Source organism: Bacillus sp. FJAT-29937 (assembly GCF_001509555.1).
Taxonomy (GTDB): Bacteria; Bacillota; Bacilli; order Bacillales; family Cytobacillaceae; genus Cytobacillus.
In genome coordinates this window covers 29,660-46,453 of record NZ_LMAS01000008.1, presented here as the reverse complement: position 1 = coordinate 46,453, position 16,794 = coordinate 29,660, and the positions used below count along the sequence as shown (strand labels likewise).

The following is a 16,794-nucleotide window of genomic DNA, read 5'->3' as shown; positions in this document are numbered from 1 at the left end:
GCATAAAAAAGACACCCGTTAAAGAGTGCCCTCCGCTTCGTTACAAATAGTACTTAATAATTAATCTTGAACCATATCCTTTTGTTTCAGTATTACCAGATCTAGGATTTGGTAATTGAATCACTTCATCGCCAGGTTTCATACTTTTATACATTGCCTTACAACAACTAAACATTCTAGCATTTTTCCCTTTATGATCCCCCATCTTTTTATGTAGCGTACCACTACAAATTTCGATACTACTTTCGCCATTTTCCCTAGCGTCTACCTTCAGACAATCAATCTCTTTCACAAAATCCTCAAGCTTTGGAATCTCCATCACTACAACCCCTTCCTTTTTTCGGATTGTATCACAAACACTTTTTTGTAAGTCAAGACAGTGACTGTGTATTGTGTTTAGTGTTGTGATAAGAGAAAAGGCTTGATATAGCAACAGTTAAGGTTCTTTTAGGCCCTGTAAAAATATTTTTATAACCCCACCGGAATCACATCATCAATAAAAATCTCCTGCTTCGGCTTGGCCAACCCTGTAAACTGTTTATGGCATTCCCACAGATCCATTAAATGGCCCAAAGGCAGAAGCCACACTTCTTCTTCACTCCTGTTTAATTGGGCGGTTCCATAATAAATAAGTCGGATAAACAACTCATCATCACTTACCCGACTTCCCCGTTTTTTGCTGGTTCACTCTCAATATGCCTTTTTGTACCTTTCAGCATGCTAGCCATGATGGCATTTTTGTACTCCGCCAGTTCAAAAGGTGTGGACAATAGTTCCACTTCATCTTCTGTCAGCAACTCTTTCTTTTCATCTTTATTTCGTAGATTGTGAATTAGAATGGACTGATTCGCTAGCAAGGTAATAAGCCAAACAATCTCATCAAGAGCCAGCTCAAAGTCCTTTGTATTCATTAACTTAGCACCAAGATTCTCTAGGCCACCGTAACGTTTAGCAATTTCTTTCGTAGCCTTGGTGGTCAAAATCAGTTTATATTCCTCATCACCAATTTCAATGACAGCACTTCTTTCATCCGCTGCAAAATCAACATCGATCGGTGAGGTCTCGACTTTCTCATTCGCCAATGTTCATCTACCTCCTTTACAATACAGTTACTGTAGCTACATTCGTTGTTACACTGCTAGCCCCAACAGAGCTCAGCACACAATAGTAATAATAGGTTCCTGCTGTTAGATCGGTCGGGATGTCCAAGCTTGCAGAAGTTTCTCCGTTTATAATACTTCCACCACTTGTGCTGTCTACAGAGTTTTCATACCACTGATAAGTCACTGGGTAACTTGTATTTGTACTTGCTACCACTGAAAGACTTCCAGAAATACTACCTTCGACTACTTCCGTCAATTCCGCTGGCTGGGTAGTCACGGTAATTGTAGGAGTTACGGGTGAAAAGTCAGGCTCATAAACAGTAGTAAACCAATTTGAAATCGTTTCTTGAGCCACTCCAGTATCCCCTTCTGTTACTTCTGCCTTCCATGGGTGTTTGTTTTCTCCATCCAGCTTATTTCTTCTAAAAACCGTTCCTTCTATGGTAGGACTACTAAACGTAATCGATTCACCTTTTGTTGCAAGACTTGTGGTAGGAATGTTAAAAATAACTCGATAAAGCCAAAAGTATCGATATCTTCCATTCGCTTTTTTCGCACGAAATCCAATCGCAACGGGTTTCCCTCCATCCTCACTTCTTGACACGACTACATTGTTACTGTCAATTTTGCTTCCTGTTAAATCTTGAGCCACTAATGATCCAATATCATCAATACCAAGTGCAAATCTGTTTCGTCAAACGATAATATGAAATATTTTTATATTTCATATTATCGTTTGACACGAAAACCTGCAGAAACTATTCTGCAAACCATGTATTTATTTCACTCTTCTACAAAAAGGCTCCTCTTCCACTAAATTGCTAAACCATTTCCGTAAAACTCTACCACTCTTTTCTGCGTAAAAGTAGACCCCCGGGGGTCAAAAAATCCCCCGAACTATTAGTCCGAGGGAACATAAAACACACTTCAATATTTAGTTAGAAACCACTAAACCTATTGATACCAAGCTATTTCAACTCTATCAACGCAACTGTCTCAACGTGCGCCGTCTGCGGAAACATATCCACCGGCTGAATCATGTCGACCTTATAGCTTGTGCTTAAAACATCAATATCCTTCGCCAACGTCGAGGGATTGCATGACACATATACTACTTTCTTCGGCTTTACTTTCAATATCGTTTTTAACAGCTGTTTATCAAGCCCAGTCCGAGGAGGATCGACAATAATCACATCCGGTTTCCATCCCTCTTTCACCCATTTCGGCAGCAAGACCTCCGCTTTTCCCGCGATATATTTAGCATGCTTAATTCCGTGACGGGCAGCATTTTTCTTAGCGTCTTCGATGGATTCTGGGATGATGTCCATTCCGCGGATTTCAGCAGCTTGGTCAGCTACCCATAGGCCAATTGTTCCGACGCCGCAATAGGCGTCTACTACTTTTTCTTTCCCTGTCAATCCAGCCGCTTCTTTCACTTCATTATAGAGCTTGACAGTTTGTTCAGGGTTAAGTTGGAAAAATGTCCGTGCTGACAATTCGAAAGAAAGATCGCCTAGGGTTTCCTGGATAAAATCATTCCCCTCAAGTTTCACAGTTTCTTCGCCAAAAATTAAGGATGTTTTTTGTCCGTTTACATTTTGGATGATGGATTTTACTTCAGGCAGCCGCTTTTTAATTTCTTGGATGATGAGATCCTTTTTTGGCAGTTCTTTTTGCGTTGTGATTAGAACGATTTGAAGTTCTCCTGTTCGAATGCCAACTCTAGAGACGATTGTCCGCACAAGTCCCTTCCTAGTTCTTTCATTATATATAGGGATTTTCAAATCCTGTAGAATCTTTTTCACGGTTACGGTTGCTTTGTTTGTTTGTGGATGCTGAACGGCACATTGGTCAATATTAATGAGGCGATGGGAGTTCATGCCATAAAGGCCAGCTAGCACCTGTCCATCTTTGAAGCCGACTTGAAATTGACTTTTGTTTCGGTAATTCCAAGGGTCTTCCATGCCGATCGTCTCTTTAATATTTAGTTGAGCCGGGTTCAGCTTTGTGTGTCTTTCCAGCGCTTGAATAACAATATCGCGTTTTTCTTTCAGCTGTTGGCTATATTGCAAATGCTGAAGCTGGCAGCCTCCGCATTCTTCATAAATCGGACATGGCGGCTGGATGCGATGCTCTGATTTTTTGCGGATTTTCTTGATTTTTGCTTCTGCGAATTTTGGGTTTACCTTTGTTGCTTCAACGACAACCTCTTCCCCAGGCAGCGCTCCAGGCACAAAGACAACCTGCTTTTTAAAATAGCCGACTCCTTCGCCATTGATGCCTAGTCTTTTGATTGTCAAAGGAAATGTTTGATTTAGTTTGAGTTTAGCTGTTTGTTCTTGTTTCATGGTGCTTGATCACTCCAGATTATTCGATGCTTCTCCATAAATAGAGGGAAGCATAGCTTAAGTATGGTTCCCAGCTTTTTGAGTAGGATTCCATTTCTTCTAAAGCTGGTTTTGCTTCTAATTGATATAATTTTTTCAAGGCATTTTGAATGCCGATGTCTGCCATTGGAAAAAGATTCGGACGGCCTAGTCCAAACATGAGGAAATTTTGAACCGTCCAAGGTCCAACTCCGCGCAGTTTGATTAATTGTTTAAAAATGTCCTCATTTGATTGTTTTTTTAGTTCATCAAAGTTCAGGTTACCTGCCACTACTTCCTTTGCAATGCCAATCACATATTCAGCCTTTCGCCCGCTGAACTGGAGCTCACGAAGATCTTCTACGGTAAGCTCGGCGACTATTTCCGGCAGGGGGTAGAACCAAACACCTTCTATTTCAAATCCGAAAGTTTTCACAAACCGCTCCGTTAAAGTATGGGCAAATGACATATTCAGCTGCTGGTGGATAATACATTTTAACAGACAGTTATACGGTGAAAAGTCGAGAACAATGGGTGTGCCATAATGTAGTTCGAAGATCTCTTTAAGGTCCGTATTCTTAAAATGTTGGCCAATCATTTCAAGTGGGGTATGCCATTGAAAAATTTCAGCTAATCGTTTGTCTGCTTTTTCCTTATATTTACCCTCAGTTCCCTCCATCACGAATTCCGGGGCTAAGGTTGTTCCAATTGCTTTTACAATTGCCACAATCGGTTCCCCTTCAATCAGCAGCGGCACTTTCACCGATCGATTGGCTATGTCCACCTGATTTAGGGGGTCGATGGAAAGCCTGTCCAATACAAGATCAAAATTGTAAGGGCCTTTTATTTGTATTGTCTCCAAGAATGATCCGTCCTTTAACCTTTTTTCGTAATTATAGCATTATTTCGCGTATCATTCCTAAACTGAACGTAAAGAAACCCGAACTTCTTGTGAAATTCGGGTAGTTTTTTATATATACTTTTTAACAAATCGGTCACTTCATATACCTCAATAAAGCATTCTCTCCTCGACACCTAAACTCATCATCAAATCATCCAAGCTTTTAAACGTATATCCTCGCTTTTTCAAATCGACTATCGCTTTTTCCAGTGCATCGGCATTGTCTTTAGATACGGTGTGAAGCAGCAGAATGGCTCCTGGATGAATTTGTTTCATGATGTTGTCGTAGGAATATTGCCATCCTTTTTGCTGATCGACCACCCAATCTTTAAATGCTAAAGACCAGAAGATGTGAATATAGCCATGTTGCTTTGCTACTTCGATTGTTCGCTCGCTAAAAATGCCCCTTGGCGGGCGCAGATATGTCATCGTTTTGATTCCTGTTAGTTTTTCCGTCCCCTCCCGAACCATTTCCAATTCCTTCGCGATTTTTTCATCGCTAATAGTCGTCATATCCGGATGATGCCAGGAGTGGTTGCCAATAATATGGCCTTCATTGGCCATTCGTTTGACTAGATCAGGTGCGGTTTTTAAATAATGCCCTGTTATAAAAAAAGCTGCCGGCACCTTTTCCTTTTTCAAAACATCGAGCACTTTAGGAGTATAGCCATTTTCATAGCCGTTATCAAAGGTTAAATATATTTCTTTTTTCGTTGTATCTCCCTTGTAGTAGGCACCGAGCCGTTCTAGCATGTCATCTAAACCTTTACCGGCATCGGCAGGCTGCTCATTTGAGCCCTTTTTAAATCCCCAATGAATAGGAGAGTTGGCGTAATTGGCATTAACTGCTGGCGAAAAAGCAAACAATAAGACACTCAGGATGATCAGATGTTTAAAAAGTTTCATCTTCGCTCCTCCTCTATTTTTTTCTTATTGTTTGTGCCGATTTGGGAAAACATTCGCTCCATTCCATGCCAATAAACACCATTAAAAAAGCCCTAGTCAAGAAAATGACTAGAGCCAAACAATATTAAAATACACGCTCTTTAAACTGAGCCAGTTTCTCTAAAGAAGATTTATCCACATCAGCATGCAAGCTGTTTCCGTGTGAATCCATTGTGACTACTGCTGTAAAACCTTCAACTTTGAGATGCCACATTGCTTCTGGAATACCAAATTCCATCAAATCAACGCCTTCAACATCCTTAATACAATCCGCATAATATTGAGCCGCACCGCCGATTGCATTTAAATACACACCGCCATGTTCTTCTAGGGCTGCCAAAGTTTTCGGACCCATTCCGCCTTTTCCGATCACAGCGCGGATGCCGAATTTCTTCATGATGTCGCCTTGGTATGGCTCTTCACGAATACTTGTTGTTGGACCTGCTGCCTTCACATGCCACTTTCCTTCAGCATCTTTCAGCATCACAGGTCCACAGTGGTAAATAACTTGGCCATTTAAATCAACTGGTGCGTCATTTGACATTAAGTGATGGTGAATCGCATCACGGCCAGTGTACATTCTGCCGTTAATTTGAACGACATCTCCAACCTTTAAGCTGCGAATTTGCTCTTCTGTAATTGGAGCCTGTAAAGTAATCACTTCCGCTTTTGTTTCTGCAGCAGCTGCTGTTTCTTTTTCCGCTTCTGTTGCAGCAAAGTCGATATTCTCGCCTTCTTGGTACATCCATTCGTTAATTTCACCAGTTTCAGCATTTACAGCAACACCTAAACGGCGGAATGCCCAGCAGTTATAGGCTACAGAAACGAAGAAGCTTGCAGGAATACGATTCATCACACCAATTTTACAGCCTAAAAGAGTTGTCTCCCCGCCAAAGCCCATTGTTCCGATTCCAAGCTTGTTGGCATTTTCCATTACATATTCTTCAACTTTTCGAAGATCTTCGTTCGGATTTACATCATCGTTTGAACGGAATAGCTGTTCTTTCGCAAGGTCGTAGCCGGAAGAACGGTCTCCGCCGATACCAACGCCGATAAAGCCAGCGCTGCAGCCTTGTCCTTGCGCTTGGTACACCGAGTGCATAATACATTTACGAATGCCATCAAGGTCACGGCCTGCACGACCAAGACCTTCAAGCTCACAAGGCAAGCTGTATTGAATATTTTTATTTTCACAGCCGCCTCCTTTTAAAATAAGGCGGGCATCGATATAATCATTTTCCCATTGATCAAATTTAATAACCGGGACGCCTAATCCAAGATTGTCTCCGCTATTATCCCCTGTAAGCGAGTCAACTGAATTTGGGCGAAGCTTTCCATCTTTCGTAGCTTGTACAATCGCATTCTTGATTGCTTCTTTCATCACAAGCTGGTTTGCCCCAACAGGCGTCTTAATTTTGAAGGTTGGAAGACCTGTATCTTGGCAGATTGGTGAAACATTATCATCAGCCATTTTAATATTATTCGTGATTGTCGCTAAACTCATTGCTGATCTAGTTCCAGCACTTTCATTTTCCTTCGCAGCCTGAATTGCACGACGTACGTCTTTTGGAAGCCTTGTTGATGTTTCAACAATTAGCTGATACATACTCTCTTGAAACTTTTCGATATTCATCTTCGTACCCCTTCCCCTTTGAGCACATTTATATTTTGTGAAAATAATTATAATTTCCGTCTATATTATACTCCTAATGAGTATGTAATTAAAGATAAAGCGCTTATTCTGCCGAAGGAAAAGATGGCCATAAACAAAAAAGAGTCATTCATTACCGGTTGACTATATCCTCTGCAATAAATGACAAATTACAACAATTATTAACTTACTGGTAACTGAACAATAAAAGTAGTTCCTTCATTTTCTTTACTAGTTACATCGATATGACCACCATGCAATTTGACAATCGTCCAAACAATGGATAAACCAAGTCCTGTTCCTTCGATTGTTCGTGTACGTGCGGCATCTGCCCGGTAAAAGCGATCGAATATCCTTTCTATTTCTGCATGATTCAATCCTATTCCTGTATCTTTGAAGGATACTACAATCGATTTTCCTTTTTCTTCAATTGATATTTCAATGCCGCCATCAGGTTTATTATATTTAATAGCATTAGTTAGTAGATTATCCCATACTGTATTGAGTAATGATGAGTCACCTATGATTTTCGTATCTTGTAAGGTGTAGCTCAGCATAATCCCTTTTTCACTTACTTGCCATTGATAATTTCGAATTAATTCCTTCAATTGCTGACCAAGATTGAATGGCTTTTTTTTCAAAATATCTTCATTGCGATCCAATGAGGCAAGGAGTAATAATTGTTTTGTTAAAGTCGAAAGCCTGCTAATTTCATCATGAATGACTAAAATGTATTGGCTTCTTTCTTCTATACTTAATGATTCTTTTTCCAATAGGTTCGTATATCCTTTTATATTGGAAAGAGGTGACTGAATATCATGAGAAATATTAGATATGAATTCCTTCCTTGTTTCATCCATTTGTTCTAATTTTCGTGCCATTCGTAAAAAGCTTTTGGAAAGCTCCCCCAGCTCATCGTGGCGGGTTATATTAAGTTCAACATTGAAATCGCCATTGGAAAGTGATTTTGTGGCTGTTGTAAGTTTTGAAATTGGTTTTACTAAGTATTTTGTACTAATAACGACTAAGACGATGCTCAAAATAATCGTTATGGCAAGCAGCCATCCAAATAAAACATGCATCTCATTAAAAAGAAGTTTAATATCTGGCCTAATGAAAAGAGCATAACTTCTTCCGCCATGCGCTAATGGAACGCCGATTGTATTCTTTAATTCATTGGCAAAGAAACCTGTGACAAATGTTTTTTGTGGAAAATGAAGAATCCCATGATACGTATTGCCCTTTAATACATATTCTGCAGTTGAAGCTGAAAGAGATTGCTCCCTAAAATTTTCGCCAAAAAAAGCCTCATCACCAGCATTGTCAACCAAATATATTTGATATCCAATGGATGAAATGTTCTCTAAGTACTCATTCAAATTCATATGAGGATGCTTCTCAGTATACGCAGCAATTGATAGGGCAATATTTGTGATTTTTTGATCGTTATTTGGTTTTAATTTTTGTTGATAATAAGTATTCGATATTAAAAAAGCGAGAATGCTGCTTAAAATCATAATTCCAATCGTAATGACAACAAATTTCACATAAAGAGTTTTCATTCTCGCTTAACCTCCAGTGAGTAACCAACTCCTCGAACGGTTTTAATTTGAAAATCATCTGTCAATTTAGAAAAACGTTCCCTTAATCGTTTTACATGAACATCTACTGTTCGATCATCCCCTTCATAATCTAAACCCCAAATATGTTCAATTAGGTGTTCTCTTGAAAACACTTGCTTAGGTTTTGACATTAAAAAATACAAAAGCTCAAATTCCTTTAAAGGTAAAAGGATCGTTTGGTCTCCGACCTGAGCTTCATAGCTATTTTTATCCATCGTAATACTGCCCATACGAACAATGGATTCAACTAGTTGCTTATCATATCGCCGTAATAATGCTTTTATCCGAAAGCTTAATTCCTTTAGTTCGAATGGCTTAACTAAATAATCGTCCGTTCCTGCTTGAAAGCCTCGTTCCTTATCCTCGATTTGACCTTTAGCTGTTAAAAGTACGACCGGGAGATTATACTGCTTTCGAATTTCTTCCGTTAATGTAAAGCCATCCATAAAAGGCATCATGACATCAACCACTGCTAAATCACATATTTCCGTATTAAGAATTTCCAAAGCCTCAATCCCGTATTTTGCTGTGAATGTTTTATAACCTTGTTCAGATAAATGAATTTGTACTAGCTTTAATATATGGATATCGTCATCAACAATTAAAATGTTCGTCATCATGTCTACTCCTATAAATATTAAAATTAAACCCATTGCATCTAAAACTTTATATAAAAAAATAGTCCTGCGCAAGTATGACAGGACTGGATAAAAAATGATTTTATGTTAAAGCCATTTCCTTTAGTTCTAGGATTGAATCTTTATTTTGGACAATGATGCCATCACTCATTTTAACTATATGGTCAGCATAAGAAAGCATTTCTTCGTCATGGGTAACCATCAGGGTAGTAATGCTCATGGTTTTAGTTAAATCTTGGATTAATGCCATAATCTCTTTCGATCTCTTTGAATCCAAACTTGCCGTTGGTTCATCTGCGAAGAGAACCTTAGGCTTGTGAATCATTGCACGAGCAATGGCTACTCGCTGCTTCTCCCCGCCAGATAAGGAAGATGGATAGGCATTTTTCCGATGGTCCATTCCAACTAATTTTAGTATTCTATCCACTTCTTTTTTTTGTTCAAGTTTCTTTAATTTAGATTCAGAAACATCGAGCATAAGCAGTAGTTGTTCTGCTACTGTAAGAAAAGGTACAAGATGGGCAAATTGAAAGACAAAACCAAATTTACTTGCGCGCACTTTACGAACTTGCTCTGAACCCATGGCGGTCATATTTTTCCCTTCGAATATGATTTGCCCATCTGATGTAGGCTGAAGACCCGCAGCAATGGTAAGAAGCGTACTTTTACCAGAGCCTGATGCACCTACTAATGCTGTTACCTCACCCTCCCTAAGAGAAAGATTAATACCTTTTAGTATTTCTTCCTTTATTTCACCATTCGTAAACGTTTTTCTAACATTATCAATTGTAAATATCCCCATATTACACCTCTCCTTGCTGTATCGCTTGTAATGGTTCGACTTTTTTTATTTGCAGCCCTGATAGTGTAGCCCCAATAAATCCGATAACCAGGAATACGAGAGATAATTGAGCTGTTATTTCAAGAGGTAAACTAAATGGCATTCCATTGGGTGCAATTAAATTAAAGATGTGGCTTAGTGACATAGACAGAGCAAGTGAAGCAACTGTTATTAAAACCATTTGTGTCCACATCATTTTGAATAATTTACTTGTTTTTAGACCAATTGCTTTTAGAATACCGTATAAGCCTATTTTTTGAACGTTCATCATATAGAAAAAGATTGCAAACAACATTCCACTAATTGCAACTAAAAACCAAACAATCATATTTAAAGACAGCTGTTCTGCTTTATAACTTGGAATAGTATCGAGAAAATCTTTCTGTGAAAATGATTGCAGCCCCGTGAATTCTTGTGGAGAATCTCCTCCAGGTATGAACATCAATTGCATTTCTTCAACTCGGTAAATTTCTTTGTAATCCTCCATATTTATATAGGCAACAGGTGCATGACTATACTTCTTTTGATCGACAAAACCCTTTACAATAAAAGTGCCGCTAAATTGATTATTCGTTAATGTATCCCCAACCTTAATTCCTTTATCCTTTAATGAGCGGTCTAGTATTATTTCCCCGTGTTTAACATGTTTAAATAGCTTTGAATCAGAGGATGTAACAAAGGCGACGCCTTGTTGCTTATCAGTCTTATCATTTAGAAAGCCCATTTGAATGGAGAATGCTACGGCATCTTTTTCTGTATTTAATATTTCATCTTGAATCCTGCTATCTATCCTAGACAGATTATAAGTTTCATCTGCATCTATACTCATATAAAATTGGCCATCTGGTAAATCCTTAATTAGGGCAGCATTGTCTTGTGATAATCCATTTGCTAAACCTGATATAATAAAAGTTAGGAAACTAACCAGAAAAACAATGGAGCCTAATATTAAAAATCTTACTTTATTTTTCTTCATTTCTTTCCACGCAAGGTTCATCATCCATTCCTCCATTCACGTTTTTACAAACTTAGACTATACCCTTTATGTGAACGGAAGATGAACAAAGCATTTCAATCAAAACGAAACCTATTGGGCATGAGTGATTAATATGCTTTTGCGTTTTTGGCGCAAAATAAAAAGAGCCAAACGGCTCTTTATTCATCACGATTATTAAATTCGCGGCATTTCGATTCAATATCGTCAATAATTTCAATTAAACGATCAATATCTTCTATATCCGCCTCTTCCGGCTCAATTGCATCAAGCACATCAATAAACATATTTAATCTTTGTTTTAAAAATACCACTTGGTTGTTTTTATCTTGTATCGGACTTCCCAAAACGTTCTCTCCTTTCAGTACGTTACCATCCTACCGAAAAATTCCTCTTTTCGCAAATCGTTTTTACTAAATAGTATGTCCAAATAAACGGAATTTTTCAGGAACGAAAAAAGGAAAAAACAAATTCAAATTAGCGTTTATACTCCACCCAAAGCTCTCTATCACGTTCTTCCATCCGAATGCCTCTCCAGCCTTCAGAAAGCTTTAGTTGTTGTGCTTCCGTAGCCCCCATTGGTATAAACAAGCTCTCGCTCCAATCAGGCTCAATAATCTCCACTAAATCCTTCACAAAAATATAACGCAGGCTGCCGCCATATTTCTCCTTCAATGCCGCGATCCGCATGTCTTGTGAGAATTTATCCTTTAAGCTTGGAACATTGAATGGAGCCACAGTACAGCAAACATACCGATAACCATGATCATTCTTTGATAATTCCTTCATAATCAGCCCAGCCAACATTTTCTGCAGCTGATTTCCCCGATAATCAGGGAGGACATTTGAGATTTCCTGGTAAATCACCTTTGGCAGCTCGGAGTCACTAAGGCCAATATCTAGACCCAAGTGCTCTTCATCCATAACAGGGACTAATAAAGCTCGGAAAGCAATGAGTTTTCCATCAGTAAATGCCCCAATCATCATTCCGTTTCCCTCTAAAATATATTGGAACTCTTCCTCCTTTAGTGGCTGAAGAGTATTTTTGCCATTTAGATGTGAAACGACCTGATCCTGCACCTCCAAAATTCTCCCTAAATCCTCCATTGTTAAAGGCTGGACTACAAAAGGAATGGTTTGGCCTTCCTTCATTAGCGTTCCTTCATATATATGCATCACCTAAACACCACTCCTAGCGAACAACATCCTGTATGACTGTTAATTCATTCAGTACTTCTTCATTTATATCTACACCTAACCCCGGTTTTTCAGTTAAGCGGATAAATGGAACATCGTAATGAAGGTTCCCGATATCCTTTGAAAATTTCAATGGGCCAGTTAGCTCGACACTTGTGATCACTTTTTTGGAAAAAGCAACATGGAAGCCAGCCGCAGACCCAACTGAGGATTCGACCATCGATCCAATTTGACACTCAATTCCAGCTAGCTCTGCCTGGTGCGCAAGCTTGACTGCCGGATAAATGCCGCCGCATTTCATCAATTTAATATTGACCTTATGGGCTGCACGCTTTTGAATAATCTCGAGCATTTCTCGCTGTCCCTTTAAGCCTTCATCAATCATGAGAGGGACCGTTGTTTTTGCATTAATTTCAACCATTCCATCTATATCATCGGCCACAACCGGCTGTTCTACCCAATCGAGATGGCAATCGCGCAATTGATTTAACGCGACAAGAGTGTTGGCACTATTTCTCCAGCCTTGATTCACATCCACGCGAATCGCAATTTCCTCCCCAACCTTCTCACGGACAGCTTGGATGCGCTCAACATCTTTCCTAACATCAGTTCCCACCTTCATTTTAAATGAACGATAGCCTTGCTCAAGCATGGAAGCAGCTTCACTTGCCATCTGTTCAGGTTCGGCAATGCTTAACACATGTGTAATTGGGAACTCATCATGATAACGTCCGCCAATTAGCTGATAAACCGGCTGCTGCATTTTTTTGCCCATAATATCGAAGCAAGCAATATCAATAGCGGCTTTGGCAGTTGGTGCTCCGTAAATCGATTTATTCATCAAGTCGTGAATCTTTTCGATTTCCATCGGGTTTTGGCCGATAAGAACAGGAGCAAGCGTATTTTTGATAATCGTGTAAACACCCTCTAACGATTCCCCAGTCACATGCTCATCTGCCACACCTTCTCCGTATCCAACAATTCCTTCGTCTGTTTCAATTTTAACAATAACAGAAGGCATATCATTGTAAGTGTGATAGCTGATAACAAATGGTGCATGCAGAGGTAAATGTATAGCATAAAGATGGATAGCAGTAATTTTCATAAAAAATTTCCCCTTTTCAATTTTCTAATAATTTGATATAGTTGTCGTTAAATAGTCGTTAATTAATAAAATATAAAATCCCCCTTTTGAGGTGAAATATGCAAACCAAAATTGCAGTCATCGGTTCAGCTGAATTTTTCGAACGTATTCAATCTGTTTCGAATCAAGTCCCAAATATTGAATTAGAGGGATATATTTATAAACAGCCACAGGAAGCTGAGTACTTAATTAAACAAATTAAGCCATGTGATATTGTCTTCCTATCTGGTACATTGCCCTATTTATTTTCGAAAAAATATCATGATCAATTGCCGATCCCTGTCCTTTATTTAGCACAGGATGAAATGGCTGTTGCCTCAACCCTGCTTGCTGCATTATACCATAAGAAGATTTCATTGGATCGCATTTCAATTGATTTATTTGATGCTTCTATTGTTTCTAACGTCCTGGATGCAGTTGATATTAAGGCAAGCCCCTTGCATGTTAGAGACTATGAGGATATTTTACCGCAAGAACCATATGACTTTGAACAGCTTATTTCCTTTCATCAGCAGCTGTGGAAGCAAGGCGAAATTGATTTAGCGATCACAAGTGTACACGCTGTTTATAATCAATTAATTTTTCATGGCGTTCCTGCCATTCGAATGGCTGATCCAAAGACTTCCTTGATTCGCGGTCTACAGGACGCGAAGGCAAAGGCTGAGTATGTGAAAAGTCAAGCTTCACAAGTGGCTGTCGGCTATATATCCGTTAATTCCGTAAATGAACAACAACGGAAAAATCTTGATCTATTTGCTCACGAGATTCATGCGACAGTTCAGCAATTAAATGACTCTCAGTTTGTCCTGTACAGCACTCGAGGAGACATAGAGTCGATGAAGCATGAAGTCCTTGATCAATTTTTTTCAAAAACACAAGGAAGCGCCGTTGGCTTTGGCTATGGGGCCACCATGAAGGAAGCTGAAAAAAATGCCCTTATCGCTTTGGGCTTTGCTGAGAAAAATGAGAGCAGCAATTGTTGTTTTATTTTAACAGAAAAAAAGGATCTTCTTGGCCCTTTCCCACAATTACATAAACTGCAAAAACTCGTAAATGACCACCCTGATTTATACGTTATCGCACAAAAAGCAAAATTAAGCCCTGCCAACCTATCAAAAATTATCGAGTTTTCCAAGGACAGTCATCAGTTTGCATCAGCTGATCTGGCAGATTTTCTTCAAGTTACTAGGCGTACAGCTGAGAGAATGATAAAAAAGCTAACTGACCATGGATACATTCAAATTGTCGGAGAGGAGATGACCTATCAGCAGGGCCGTCCGCGTTCCTTATATAAACTGAATATCCCGATTTATTTTTAAGGAAAAAGGAAAGTTCTTTTTTTAAGGAACCTTCCTTTTTTTGTTACCCTTTCATTACTAGTTCATCTTGTTTCTGCAGCTCAAGCTTTTCTTTATCAGTTAGTTTCACAATAGAGAAGCCTGTATAGGCAAAGATGATGGAGAGAATCGGCACAACAAAGTTTAAGATTGCGTATGGAGCATATTCAAATGTATGAACACCAAGTGTTGCAAGGATGAATACACCGCATGTATTCCATGGAACAAATACAGAAGTTAGCGTTCCCCCATCTTCCAGTGCACGGGATAGGTTTTTGGAATGCAAGCCTTTATCACGATAAGCCTTTGCAAACATACGAGATGGAATAACAATTGAGATATATTGCTCTGAACAAGAAACATTTGTTGCAAAACATGATACAACTGTTGAAGCTACTAAGCTCTTTGCAGATTTTGCAAGCTTTAAAAGCTGGTTCACAATTGCTTGAAGCATACCGGTATTTTCGAGAATTCCCCCAAATGTCATCGCCACGATCGTCATCGAAACAGTATACATCATTTCGTCTAAACCACCGCGGTTAAAAAGGTTATCAACCATTTCATTGCCAGTGTCAATCACAAATCCGCTTTGTAAAGCAGCGAATGCATCGGCAACATTTCCGCCCTGTACAAAAATTTGTGATAGGAAACCTAGCAAGATACCAATAATAAGAGCTGGGATGGCTGGAACTTTTTTCGCTACTAGAACAATAACGAGTACAGGAACGATTAATAGGAATGGAGAAATAACAAAACTTTCCTGAAGAACCTGGATCGTTTGATTAATACTCTCGGCATCCATTGCTCCATCTGCAAATTTTCTTCCCATAATAGCATAGGCGATTAATGCAATCGTGATCCCTGGGATTGTCGTGTAAAGCATATGTTTAATATGGACAAATAAATCTGTACCAGTTAAACCAGCCGCTAAGTTCGTCGTGTCTGAAAGCGGTGACATTTTATCGCCGAAATAAGCACCAGAAATAATTGCACCCGCAATCATTGGAGCAGGAATTCCCATACTTAAGCCAATTCCCATTCCCGCGACCCCAATCGTACCCATTGTTGACCAAGAGCTTCCAATGGCCAATGAAACGATACAGCAAATCACACAAATAGCTACTAGAAATAATGATGGCGTAATAATTTTTAGCCCGTAAAAAATCATAGTTGCAACGATTCCGCCGCCTATCCAAGCACCAATCGTTAAACCTACGAGCATAATAATAACGACTGCGGGAAGCGCTAGACGTATCCCCTTATACATCATCTCTTCAATTTCATCCCATTTGAATCCAACACGCCATGCTACAATAGCAGCAGTTGAAGTTCCCACAATAAGCGGAATATGCGGCCCTTGTTCCAATACAACTACCGCAATTGCCATAACCACAATCATTACCAATAGCGGAATAATCGCAAGACCAAACGTCATCTCCCTTTTTTGCACGTTCATTTCCCCTTTGTTATCTTTTTATAAAATCAAAACCAATTTTTCGACTATTTCTAATTGTCGTTAAATAGTCGTTAATATGGTTATAATATACTGTTCAGGGGATTTCGTCAATTTATTTTTATATAAAAATAACCTTGCCATACTATGGCCATTTCATAGTAAGCGGTTTTTACTATTTTCTTCTAAAACACGCACCATGCCCCTTTCATAGTAAGCATTTTTTATACATTCCTTCTAAAACACGCATTATGGCCCATTCATAGTGAGCATTTTTAACACATCCCTCCTAAAACACGCACTATGACCATTCCATAGTGAGCGGTTTTTACACATCCCTTTTAAAACACGCACTATGACCATTTCATAGTAAGCATTTTTAACACATCCCTCCTAAAACACGCACTATGGCCCATTCATAGTGTGCACTTTTAACACATCCCTCCTAAAACACGCATTATGGCCCATTCATAGTGTGCACTTTTAACACATCCCTCCTAAAACACGCACTATGACCATTTCATAGTGAGCGGTTTTTACACCTCGCCCCTTAAAACTTGCACCATAAATAAAATAAACCCGCAGAAACGCGTACTGAAGTA

At 39.2% G+C, this 16,794-nt stretch carries 16 protein-coding genes; 1 reads left to right on the top strand and 15 read right to left on the bottom strand.

Annotated elements, in window-relative coordinates; translation table 11 throughout:
- Positions 1-40: 40 nt before the first annotated feature.
- The 14 genes from AR328_RS16810 to AR328_RS16745 all read right to left on the bottom strand — a co-directional run bounded on the left by AR328_RS16810 (position 41) and on the right by AR328_RS16745 (position 13,363).
- Complete coding sequence (locus AR328_RS16810; RefSeq protein ID WP_066298391.1) at positions 41-319, bottom strand: hypothetical protein; 279 nt, start codon at positions 317-319, stop codon at positions 41-43.
- A 337-nt stretch (positions 320-656) separates the two neighbouring features.
- On the bottom strand, positions 657-1,082 hold the full coding sequence (locus AR328_RS16805) for a hypothetical protein (RefSeq protein ID WP_231734958.1): 426 nt from the start codon (positions 1,080-1,082) through the stop codon (positions 657-659).
- Between the two features lie 16 nt (positions 1,083-1,098).
- A complete protein-coding gene (locus AR328_RS23535; RefSeq protein ID WP_231734955.1) occupies positions 1,099-1,755 on the bottom strand; it encodes a major tail protein in 657 nt (218 codons plus the stop codon).
- Between the two features lie 316 nt (positions 1,756-2,071).
- Positions 2,072-3,451 (bottom strand): 23S rRNA (uracil(1939)-C(5))-methyltransferase RlmD, encoded by a 1,380-nt coding sequence (gene rlmD / locus AR328_RS16795; protein ID WP_066298387.1) that lies wholly within the window; start codon positions 3,449-3,451, stop codon positions 2,072-2,074.
- A gap of 19 nt (positions 3,452-3,470) precedes the next feature.
- Positions 3,471-4,331, bottom strand: coding sequence for a DNA-3-methyladenine glycosylase family protein (locus tag AR328_RS16790; protein ID WP_066298384.1), 861 nt, complete (start codon positions 4,329-4,331; stop codon positions 3,471-3,473).
- Between the two features lie 147 nt (positions 4,332-4,478).
- Positions 4,479-5,276: a delta-lactam-biosynthetic de-N-acetylase gene (pdaA, locus tag AR328_RS16785; protein WP_066298381.1), complete on the bottom strand. Its 798-nt coding sequence runs from the start codon at positions 5,274-5,276 to the stop codon at positions 4,479-4,481.
- Between the two features lie 124 nt (positions 5,277-5,400).
- Entirely contained in the window at positions 5,401-6,948 is a 1,548-nt protein-coding gene (locus tag AR328_RS16780) for a fumarate hydratase (RefSeq protein ID WP_066298377.1), read from the bottom strand.
- Between the two features lie 200 nt (positions 6,949-7,148).
- The gene (locus tag AR328_RS16775) at positions 7,149-8,528 is read right to left on the bottom strand and encodes a sensor histidine kinase (protein ID WP_066298373.1); all 1,380 of its coding nucleotides are present in this window, start codon (positions 8,526-8,528) and stop codon (positions 7,149-7,151) included.
- Positions 8,525-9,205 (bottom strand): response regulator transcription factor, encoded by a 681-nt coding sequence (locus AR328_RS16770; protein WP_066298370.1) that lies wholly within the window; start codon positions 9,203-9,205, stop codon positions 8,525-8,527. Before AR328_RS16770 ends, AR328_RS16775 begins: the two co-directional genes overlap by 4 nt.
- A 103-nt stretch (positions 9,206-9,308) precedes the next feature.
- Complete coding sequence (locus AR328_RS16765; RefSeq protein WP_066298364.1) at positions 9,309-10,028, bottom strand: ABC transporter ATP-binding protein; 720 nt, start codon at positions 10,026-10,028, stop codon at positions 9,309-9,311.
- A 1-nt stretch (position 10,029) separates the two neighbouring features.
- Complete coding sequence (locus tag AR328_RS16760; protein ID WP_066298355.1) at positions 10,030-11,064, bottom strand: ABC transporter permease; 1,035 nt, start codon at positions 11,062-11,064, stop codon at positions 10,030-10,032.
- Positions 11,065-11,222: 158 nt separating this feature from the next.
- The gene (locus AR328_RS16755; protein WP_066298349.1) at positions 11,223-11,408 is read right to left on the bottom strand and encodes an SE1561 family protein; all 186 of its coding nucleotides are present in this window, start codon (positions 11,406-11,408) and stop codon (positions 11,223-11,225) included.
- 130 nt (positions 11,409-11,538) lie between these two features.
- Entirely contained in the window at positions 11,539-12,240 is a 702-nt protein-coding gene (locus tag AR328_RS16750; RefSeq protein ID WP_442854460.1) for a GNAT family N-acetyltransferase, read from the bottom strand.
- Between the two features lie 13 nt (positions 12,241-12,253).
- On the bottom strand, positions 12,254-13,363 hold the full coding sequence (locus AR328_RS16745; RefSeq protein WP_066298348.1) for a mandelate racemase/muconate lactonizing enzyme family protein: 1,110 nt from the start codon (positions 13,361-13,363) through the stop codon (positions 12,254-12,256).
- Positions 13,364-13,461: 98 nt separating this feature from the next.
- Between AR328_RS16745 and AR328_RS16740 the strand changes: the two genes are divergently transcribed.
- The gene (locus AR328_RS16740; protein WP_066298342.1) at positions 13,462-14,721 is read left to right on the top strand and encodes an HTH domain-containing protein; all 1,260 of its coding nucleotides are present in this window, start codon (positions 13,462-13,464) and stop codon (positions 14,719-14,721) included.
- A gap of 43 nt (positions 14,722-14,764) precedes the next feature.
- Here the strand turns inward: AR328_RS16740 and nhaC are convergent, their stop codons facing one another.
- The gene (nhaC, locus tag AR328_RS16735; RefSeq protein WP_066298340.1) at positions 14,765-16,195 is read right to left on the bottom strand and encodes a Na+/H+ antiporter NhaC; all 1,431 of its coding nucleotides are present in this window, start codon (positions 16,193-16,195) and stop codon (positions 14,765-14,767) included.
- Positions 16,196-16,794: the final 599 nt, after the last annotated feature.

Coding starts and splice junctions, on each gene's coding strand:
- AR328_RS16810 (WP_066298391.1), bottom strand. CDS start 319: ATGGAGATTCCAAAGCTTGAGGATTTTGTGAAAGAGATTGATTGTCTG.
- rlmD (WP_066298387.1), bottom strand. CDS start 3,451: ATGAAACAAGAACAAACAGCTAAACTCAAACTAAATCAAACATTTCCT.
- pdaA (WP_066298381.1), bottom strand. CDS start 5,276: ATGAAACTTTTTAAACATCTGATCATCCTGAGTGTCTTATTGTTTGCT.
- AR328_RS16780 (WP_066298377.1), bottom strand. CDS start 6,948: ATGAATATCGAAAAGTTTCAAGAGAGTATGTATCAGCTAATTGTTGAA.
- AR328_RS16775 (WP_066298373.1), bottom strand. CDS start 8,528: ATGAAAACTCTTTATGTGAAATTTGTTGTCATTACGATTGGAATTATG.
- AR328_RS16770 (WP_066298370.1), bottom strand. CDS start 9,205: ATGACGAACATTTTAATTGTTGATGACGATATCCATATATTAAAGCTA.
- AR328_RS16765 (WP_066298364.1), bottom strand. CDS start 10,028: ATGGGGATATTTACAATTGATAATGTTAGAAAAACGTTTACGAATGGT.
- AR328_RS16760 (WP_066298355.1), bottom strand. CDS start 11,064: ATGAACCTTGCGTGGAAAGAAATGAAGAAAAATAAAGTAAGATTTTTA.
- AR328_RS16745 (WP_066298348.1), bottom strand. CDS start 13,363: ATGAAAATTACTGCTATCCATCTTTATGCTATACATTTACCTCTGCAT.
- AR328_RS16740 (WP_066298342.1), top strand. CDS start 13,462: ATGCAAACCAAAATTGCAGTCATCGGTTCAGCTGAATTTTTCGAACGT.
- nhaC (WP_066298340.1), bottom strand. CDS start 16,195: ATGAACGTGCAAAAAAGGGAGATGACGTTTGGTCTTGCGATTATTCCG.